5 protein-coding genes and 1 pseudogene are annotated in these 9,550 nt (G+C 38.4%); 1 reads left to right on the forward strand and 5 read right to left on the reverse strand.

Annotated features, from left to right (window positions below; all coding sequences use genetic code 11):
* Nucleotides 1–134 precede the first annotated feature (134 nt).
* Nucleotides 135–284: pseudogene (locus ACMJ0U_RS04325) on the forward strand (DUF4491 family protein); the annotation flags it as partial.
* Nucleotides 285–713: 429 nt separating this feature from the next.
* Here the strand turns inward: ACMJ0U_RS04325 and ACMJ0U_RS04330 are convergent.
* The 5 genes from ACMJ0U_RS04330 to ACMJ0U_RS04350 all read right to left on the reverse strand — a co-directional run.
* The gene (locus tag ACMJ0U_RS04330; RefSeq protein ID WP_417128406.1) at nucleotides 714–1,580 is read right to left on the reverse strand and encodes an alpha/beta hydrolase; all 867 of its coding nucleotides are present in this window, start codon (nucleotides 1,578–1,580) and stop codon (nucleotides 714–716) included.
* Between the two features lie 19 nt (nucleotides 1,581–1,599).
* The gene (locus ACMJ0U_RS04335) at nucleotides 1,600–2,967 is read right to left on the reverse strand and encodes an arylsulfatase (RefSeq protein WP_417128413.1); all 1,368 of its coding nucleotides are present in this window, start codon (nucleotides 2,965–2,967) and stop codon (nucleotides 1,600–1,602) included.
* Nucleotides 2,968–3,107: 140 nt separating this feature from the next.
* Nucleotides 3,108–5,027: a RagB/SusD family nutrient uptake outer membrane protein gene (locus tag ACMJ0U_RS04340; RefSeq protein WP_417128408.1), complete on the reverse strand. Its 1,920-nt coding sequence runs from the start codon at nucleotides 5,025–5,027 to the stop codon at nucleotides 3,108–3,110.
* A 17-nt stretch (nucleotides 5,028–5,044) separates the two neighbouring features.
* A complete protein-coding gene (locus ACMJ0U_RS04345; RefSeq protein WP_417128410.1) occupies nucleotides 5,045–8,551 on the reverse strand; it encodes a TonB-dependent receptor in 3,507 nt (1,168 codons plus the stop codon).
* Between the two features lie 45 nt (nucleotides 8,552–8,596).
* Nucleotides 8,597–9,550, reverse strand: a 954-nt coding sequence (locus tag ACMJ0U_RS04350; protein ID WP_417128411.1) for a FecR family protein, incomplete at its 5' end; no start/stop codon positions are given.

Genomic DNA, 9,550 nt, shown 5'->3' on the forward strand with positions numbered 1-9,550 from the left:
TAAATGAAACAATAAATATTTCTTTCTCAAATTATAACTGATTTGAATATACCATAAAAAATTTATTTCAATGCTCCAGCCGCCTTCTGTCCATAATAAGATAAATTACTGAAATATAGGTCATCGATTACATACTGGTAAGTCAGATTCTGCTGTCGACCTTGTTGGGAGTTTTCTCATTCTCTTCTTTCTGGACCATCAAGAAGGTCTTCGAACAGCGCGAACGCGTGCTGAAAGGCTGGTTCCCGATGAATCCGAAACGGAAGAAGGAATATGAACAGTAACAAGTAGAAAAGGTACCACATTATATACGGCTTTAAAGGAGTTATAAATACCCTTTAAAGCCGTTTTTTTACCATTTTCATAAACTTCCGGAAAGGCTCTATATCCCACTCTACACCTATTTTTTCAGACAAAGATTCATACTATCCACATAAATCACTCTTTCTCAGCGTATTTTCTTTGAAACGCAGGGAAGAATTCTCTGTTTCACACTGTGGGATACAAAAACCACAGTGTGGGATACATATTTCACACTGTGAAATACAAATCCCGCACTGTGGAACAGAGAATATATCAGAACGTTTTCTATTTATCTTCTCGTTTTTAACGGATACCTGATACAAATTTCCAAAATTTTCGCTGCTGATTAAAAGAAATCACCCCAAAAGCCAGCCATGCTCAGGAAACGTCAACCCTTAACTACACACAGACTAACTTCTCCTAAATCTTTTAGTTATAAATTCCAGAACAGAAGGTAAAGCCGTTCTCCAGTAAGTCCATGTGTGCCCACCGTCCCTGACACGGAATTCATGAGCAATATTCTTTTCCCGCAATAATTCATGAGCCAGATTATTCCCATGCAAAAGCGTATCATCATCCCCGCAATCAATATAATACAGCACATTTAAGGAAGCACCATCTTCCATTCTTTCCAAAAGATGCAATACACTATTCTCATACCAATAAGGTGTAAGATTCCCTTTACCGTATAGTTTATCAAACAATTTACCTCTATCAGTATTTAAAGCTTTCTGCATCTGATTCTCTGTATAAATTGCAGCACTCAACGGCGCACATGCCGTAAAGTATTCAGGATGATGCAAGGTATATAGAAAAGCCCCGTATCCTCCCATTGATAAACCAGCAATTGCCCGAAACTGTTTTTCCGTACGCGCTTTATATGTTCGTTGAATGTAAGGTATTAACTCTTCAAAAAACATATCTTCATACGGAAACTTTCCATCATAAGAATTCACATACCACGTTTCCCAGGCATTTGGCATTACGACAATCATTTTGGCTGCCAAGCCTTGCATTATAGCCCGGTCTGTGATTGCCTGCATATCACCCATCTGTATCCATGAAGTCTCATCATCAGTCCACCCATGCAGCAAATACAAAACCGGATATGTACGTTCAGACAACCCATAACCATCAGGCAAATAAATAGAATATGAAACATCCTTATTCAGGAGATTACTATAAAACTTTTGTGATTCCTTAATCACACTTTGCCCTAACACACTCAAGAAAGAAGCAAAAGAAATACACCAGCTTAAAATAATACGTCTACTCATACTGTTAGTTTCTATATGGTTATTTCCTAAATTCTTCTGGCAACAACGGCCAGTTTATATCATACACATGGGCTTTACCCATCAATTTTTTAAGTTCTTCAAACTTTTCAGGATACCGTTCAATCACATTATGCAGTTCCGACGGATCAGAAGCAATATTATATAATTCATAATATCCCTTTTTTTGTATATCCAAATGAAGCAGTTTCCAATTTCCTTTCAGGATGGACTGGCGTCCTCCTTCTTCATGGAACTCGAAATACAAATACTCATGCACTTCCTGATTCCCTTTTCCCTTTAGCGTTGGCAAAATGCTCACTCCGTCAGTAGGCACAGGCTTGCCTTTAAGAAATTCATTAAAGGTCGGCAACATATCCCAAAAAGCACAAGGCTGATGAGAAACAGAACTTGCTTCAATCACATTCGGCCATACAGCAATAAACGGGACACGAATCCCTCCCTCATACAAATCACGCTTAATGCCTCTATATATACCGTTACTGTTAAAAAATTCCGGATCGGCACCTCCTTCCCGATGAGGTCCATTATCACTTGTAAAAATAATCATTGTATTATCATAGAGTCCAAGTGCTTTCAACTTTGCAACAATTTGTCCAACATATACGTCATAGCGATAAACCATTGCAGCAAACGTAGCACGAGGATAAACCTGAGAACAATATCCCCCTTTACGAAACATCCGTCCGGAATCTACACCATGATAAGGTTGCTCAGGGTACATTCCACGGAAATTTTTAATGATACTGTCTTCTGGAACCAACAATTCCGCGTGAGGCAATACATAAGGAATAAATAAGAAAAAAGGGTTATCACAATTATCTTCAATAAACTGTAATGCCTTCTTATGAATCAAATCCTGGGAATAAGTTCCAAATTTCCCATCATAATTCTCAGGGAAGTCCACCCTTTTATTATTATCCCACATATATTCCGGATAATAATTATGAGCCAATAATTGACTATTATACCCATAAAAAACGTCTACGCCCTGCTTGTTAGGATCTCCTGTCCCTCCAACATCTCCCAATCCCCATTTTCCAAATGCTCCTGTAGCATACCCTGCATCCTTAAAAATCTTAAAAATGGTTGTAATATTCTGAGGTAATGCGACCTTATATTTCGGATTTACACTACTATTTCCACGTATGCAAGCATGTCCTGAATGCATACCTGTTATCAGACTGCAACGAGAAGGAGCGCTCACAGAAGTTCCGGCATAACACTGCGTAAAACGTATGCCTTGATGAGCTAATGCATCAATATTGGGAGTCTGGAATCTTTCTTGGCCATAACAGCTCAAATCTCCATATCCCAGGTCATCTGCTAAAATAAACACGACATTTACTTTTTCCCTGACACCTGCCATCACCGTCTGAAAGACCGTGAGAGGGAAAAAGCATAAACTATACTTTATGAAAAGGCCTAATTGATTCATACATTAAAAACACTATTACATTTTATAAATAAGGGTATTGCCAGCACAATAACCCTTATTTATGAATTCTGTTACTTATCTGCATTTGTCGTAGGATAACCTGGATTTTGTTCCAGATTCTTATTTAGCAAAAGTTCATTACTTGGAAGAGGGTGCAAATAATAATGCTCCAACCAACCTTTACCGACAGCAACCGGATCTGCAAAAAACACTATTCGTCCGCTATTTCCGGCACGATCTAACTGTAATTTGAAATCTGCTACATCCGCCTCATCCCCACGATGACGTTCATCTTCCAAGTCTGCCTTATTTAAATAAACTCCAAGCTGCTGCTTGTTCATATACTCTCCTTTTTTCCAACGTCTTAAATCATCATTACGAAAACCCTCAAACATCAATTCCACCCGACGTTCACGACGAATTTCCCATAAAACAGGATCTACCGTCTGATCACGCTTGGGGTCAAAATTAGCATCAATCTGGGCTACATTCATGTGTGCCACATGAGCACGGTCACGCAACACATTAATTGTTGCATCAGCAATCTGTTGTGAGAACTTTCCCAGCTCAAAGGCAGCCTCTGCATAATTAACCATCACTTCTCCCATACGGAAAAGCGGAAAATCCGTAGAATTCAATGAGCCGGCTGAATTTACAGGAGTGGTAGTATTATAATATTTCCACACATAGTATCCTCCATATGATGTCATAAAACCTTGTCCCATACCATATGCATTCTCACGGAAATGTGGTATTTCACGTAAAATCTGTCCAGCCCATTGTAACATCGGCAATGTTTTTGTAGAAGAAGTTCCAGCACAAAGATTGTTCATTAAATCTATATATTCGCGATCTACCGGATTTTCCGTATCGGTCACTAAAGAAAAATCTACATTTGTAGCTGAAGGGCTGTTCACCTTATAAGGAGGGCAAACATTAAAATATAACCTATAATCACGATTACGGAATTCCGTATATACATCTGCATCTCCTGTATTCTTATCACCTCCAAACAAATTACTTGTATAAATAGGTTTGCCGTCTTGACAAAGATAAGCAGCTATTGCATCGGCACAAACCTCACCATAATGAGAAGAGGTACGGACATAGCGGGTCATATTATGCCCCTTCCCGTCAGAAAGAAAGTTCTTATACAACAAAATACCATCTTTCCCAGCCAAGCTTTCAGAGTTAAACAACTCATCATAATTGGGATGAACTGTCGGATGTTTCATTACAAGTTCGGCAGAAGCCTCAAAACATGCCTGCAAATAATCCGTTCCTTCCGAAATAGAATGATATTTCTCCCATGTCCCCTCAAACAATCCAAACCGTGAAATCAATGCCAACACGACATCCCCGTTAATCGTATTTTCTCCATCTCCTTCTGCTTTGATATTATCCCTAGCATAAAGCAACATATCCAACACTTTCTGAGCAAGCTCGACCCTCGGCATACGCTTTGCATAAAGAATATCATCATCATTGTCCTTTAAAGTATTTTCTACCCATATTGCACTGCCAAAAAAGGATATTAACCTATAATACTCATTTGCCTTAAAGAAATAACCTACACTACGCCAATGTTTTTTCTCATCCTCATCCAAATCAGACTCATCAATATGATCCAACATTATATTAATAGCCCTAATACGTGTATATGGGACATCCCACTCATCAGTTGTACTAGGTACTGTGACAGTTTGCCAAACCCAGGGATTTTCTTCATTCGGACTTCCATAAAAGCCGTTATCGGAATAACAATCAAAAATACTTGTAGAAACCGGCCCGCTCTCCAATGAAGTAGGGCCTGCATCAGCCTCCAAATAAGAGTAGAAATTCCAAGCATAAGTCTGAAAATTTTCATACGAAAAGAACGCCGTCTCTTCTGTCTGTTGATCCAGCGGATATTTCTCCAGGAAATCATTATTCAAACATGACTGCATGCAACTTGTACCTATCAATAGTACTAAAATATAGATCTTTTTCATAGAACACTCCTCCTTAATTAGAAAGTTAAATTAATACCAAAAGAATATTGACGCATCAATGGATAAGCCCATCCATTAGCACTTGAATCCCCCTCAATACTTGCATTAATCTTATTGCTTCCCGGGGACATGTCATACGTATCAGGATAATAACCTTCAGGCAGATGATGAATTGTGAACAGATTCTCTCCACTTACAAATATCCTAAATTTTTGAATATGTAGCCTGCTACAAACTTTTTTAGGCAGATTGTATCCCAGTGTCACATTTTTCAGGCGAATGTATGCTCCATTATATAAATATTTAGATTGCCGTTGATGGTTATATGAATCATTTCCTCCTTCGCCATATAAACGTGGATAAAATGCATCCGGATTATCTTCTGTCCAATAATCAATCTGATATCGTTCTATGCTTTTAGGGAATTGTCCTGAGGGAATCCATAGTTCATTAATCCATAAATCGCGCTTACCCACACCAGAAAACAAGAATGACAAATCAAAGTCTGCATAAGAAAGTCCTCCCATGATACTATATTGAAAACGTGGGGTACTATTGCCTATCACACATAAATCGCCCGGGTTATTCAGTGAGTTATCACCATTACTAATCTCACCGTCTCCGTCTAAATCTTTATATAATATATCTCCAGGCTGCACATTATCTCTATTCTGCCCTCTAAATGCAGGAATCTCGTCTTTTAGCTTTCCATCTATAAAATCATTTTCTGTATAAAACCTGTCTGTCTGATACCCCCAGATTTCTCCAAACTCCATATCCTTACGATAGTACATTCTTTCTACACCATCTCCTGAATCTACATACATCAGAATCTGGTCATCGTTACTATATTCTGTAATCTTAGATTTAGAATCATAAATATTAAAACCAATATTATACTTCACCTTGCCAATCCTGTCGTTCCAATTCAAGGATAACTCCCAACCTTTACTCGTCATATTCGCCGCATTTACTTTGGGAGCCGTGGTTCCCAATACAGAAGGAAGCGGTTTTGCCGTAGTCAACATATCTTTTGTATCACGTTTATACCAATCGAAAACGATACCCAGACGATTGAACAGGTTAATGTCCACTCCTACATCCAAAGTATTCACCGTTTCCCATGTGAACGACGAACTGACTAAGCCCGGCACATCCAAAGTTGTTACATATTTATCAGATCCCGGCAGAATCCACTGCAAATCATTCTTTGCAGCCATCGTTGCTAAATAAGCATAATAATCTACATTCTGATTACCTATGCTTCCCCATGAAGCCCTTATCTTCAAATTGTCGACATAGGTTCTGATTCCTTCCATAAAAGGTTCTTCCGAAACGCGCCAACCTGCAGAAAAAGAAGGGAAAAAACCAAAACGATCTTTTTTAGGGAAGCGGGAAGAGCCGTCATAGCGCCCATTCGCCTCAACAAGGTATTTACCTTTATAAGAATAATTTAAACGATAAAAAAGGCTCCTCAATGCATACTCATAAAAATGGTCCTCAGATTCTATCACGCCTGTAGATTGTGAAATAGATGGCAGCCTCTGGTCAATAGGGTCTTGCCTGGATGATTGCAAAGACTCTCTGTACCAGCTTTCCTGATTATATCCTCCCATAACAGAAAAAGAATGAGCTCCAATCTCTTTATTGTAAGTAGCATATATATTAATTGCATTGGTTGTCTCAAAAGCCTGATACATTTTATAGGTCGATGTATTATATGCATCCTTTTTCTCACCAGTAACCGTTTCTATAAATTTAAACTTATCATTAAACGTACGCTCTGACTCCCAACCACGGTTAAAACTATATTCACCTATGATTTCCAGATCTTTAATCGGTTTCAACAGAATACGCCCCAAAATTCGGATATTATTATTCCGATTGATTTTGGGTGTTGAAAAAGCAAGAATATTTGCAGGCGTACCAAACGGGAGCAGCTCAGTGTCATTTTCCGTAGCGTACCCATACCCCAATGGAGCCATAGTCGGCAGCCCTTTTGCAAAAGACCAAATACCAGTATCACCATATTCCGAGGTTCCACCCATAGCCGTTGATGTTTTTGCATCCGTATACCGAATATCCGCTTGAGCCGTCAACCATTTATTTGCTTCCATACTTACAAATGCAGAGGTATTATACCGCTTATAAGTATCTTTATCTCCGGTCAGTATTCCATTCTCATCAATCATACCAAATGAAACACGATATGTTGTTTTATCCGTTCCTCCGGTCAGGGAGATATTATGTTGATGCTGAAAGCCTGCTTTTGCCATCATCTCATCTATTACATCTGTCGGAGCAAGGGAATATCTTACGCCATCAGACCACAAGTAGCCTTCCTGATGCTGACCGTTATGATACTCATCAATATATTGTAGCCACTGCTTGGTGTCCTGACCACCATAATAGCGGTCCAGCCCCATATCTGAATAAGTTTTAACAGTCCTATAAGGGTCTACTTTATCCAATAAAGAAGCTGGCTTCGAAAATGAGAAGTTATTATTATAAGAGACACGCATAGGAGAGTCCTTCTTTCCCTGTTTGGTGGTAATCAATATTACCCCAAAGGCTGCACGTGCTCCATAAATAGCTGAGGCTGCCGCATCTTTCAACGTCGTGACACTTTCTATATCATTGGGGTCAAGCAGGTCAATATCCATTGGAACGTTATCCACCAACACCAAAGGAGCTCCATTACTATTGTCATTAATAGAAGTTGCACCACGTACATTCATATTGATTGTTGTCCCGGGCTTCCCATTATTATGGCTAACCTGTAAACCGGGGATTACCCCAGCCAGTGCCTGGGCAGTATTACCAACGGGTCTGTTTCCTATCACATCATCCATTTTCACTGTTGCAATAGCTCCTGTCAAGTTGACTTTCTTTTGAGAGCCATAGCCAACAATTACTACCTCATCCAGATTTTGTGTATCTTCTGCCATCACCACATTCACCACCTTGTTTTTCCCAACCTTCACATCCTGCGAATTATAACCTATAAATGAAAACTGTAAAACAGAGCCATCAAGAACTTCAATGGAATAATTTCCATTGAAATCTGTGATGGTTCCAACGGAAGTTCCCTTCACAAGGACATTCGCACCAATAATAGGTTCCCCTGATTTATCTTTCACCGATCCTGTAATAAATTTAGAAGACAAACCTTTTTCTTTGGATACAACACCCTCCTCTGTAAGAACAACTAAATTATTCTTTTCTTTTCGATAAGATATATTCGTGCCATAGAATAACTCAGACAAAATAAAATCTATGTCCTTGTTTTGTACGGATAAAAACACCTTCTTATCAAGTCCTTTCATATCATCATTATAAAAGAACTGATAAGAACTGTTTTTTTCAATTGTTTTAAGCGCCTGTCTAATTGTCAATTCCTTTAAATCCACAGAAATCTGTGAAAAAGCATTCATAAACACAAACAAGGAAAACAAAGCGAACGCTCCTAACTTAAACAATCCTCGTTGGAGATGTTTAAATTGAAAAATTCCAACCTTTTTCATACGCATCAGATTTTGTTTATACTAAAATTAGCAATAATGATTACATCATTTTTTCTCCTTAATAGTAATTATATTATTATCAATCGTATATGTAATAGGAAATGTCAATGACAAGACTTCTAACGTGCTTTCCAAACTAGAGTTAACCAAAGGACCAGTCATGCGGAATCGCTTTACCTTTTCCGAATCTAAAACGATCGTCACATTATAATAACGCTCAAGTGTTTCCGCCACATTCTCAAATGTCTCAGAATTAAACCGCAATATATTATCTCTCCAACATGAGCATTCCGCTGCATCCACCTCATCCGACACCGTAATCTCCTGATTGTTCCTATTGTAGACAGCTTTCTGATTAGGATATAATATCGTCCTTTTTTGATTAGCTTCAATCTCTACTTTTCCAGCAACCAATGTCGTGATGAATTCATCATCAGTTGTATATGATTTCACATTAAAATTAGTCCCTAAAACTCTAATAAACATATCAGGAATATGTACAATAAAGGGTTTATCCGGATTTTTTGAGACTTCAAAATAAGCTTCTCCTTCCAATTCAACAACCCTATCTTTATTATTAAATGCTGTATTATAAGACAATTTAGAATCCGAGTTCATCCATACGTTTGTTCCATCTGGCAACTGAATCTTAGCTTTTTGTCCTTTCTCCACAGAAACAGTTGTTTCTGTCAAGGAAGAATTATCTGAATGGGACAAATAATAAATACCCATTCCTCCCAGAAGCAACAATAAAACTGAGCAGGCAGTTTTCAATACCCAATAGCGAACTGGAATGTGAAATGGCCTCTTATGCTGGTCTATACGATGTTTTGCTATATGAGAATAAATATTCTTTAACATCCTATTTTTTACTACAGGAGCAATCGTCTCAGAAGCTTCATTCCACTCTCGTTGTAACCACTCTTCACATTCAACTGACCTCCACCATTTCAAAAGAGAAGAGATTTCTTTAACAGAAGTACGTTTCTGAAGAAACTT

The sequence above is a fragment of the Phocaeicola sp. genome (assembly GCF_048170425.1).
Lineage (GTDB): Bacteria > Bacteroidota > Bacteroidia > Bacteroidales > Bacteroidaceae > Phocaeicola.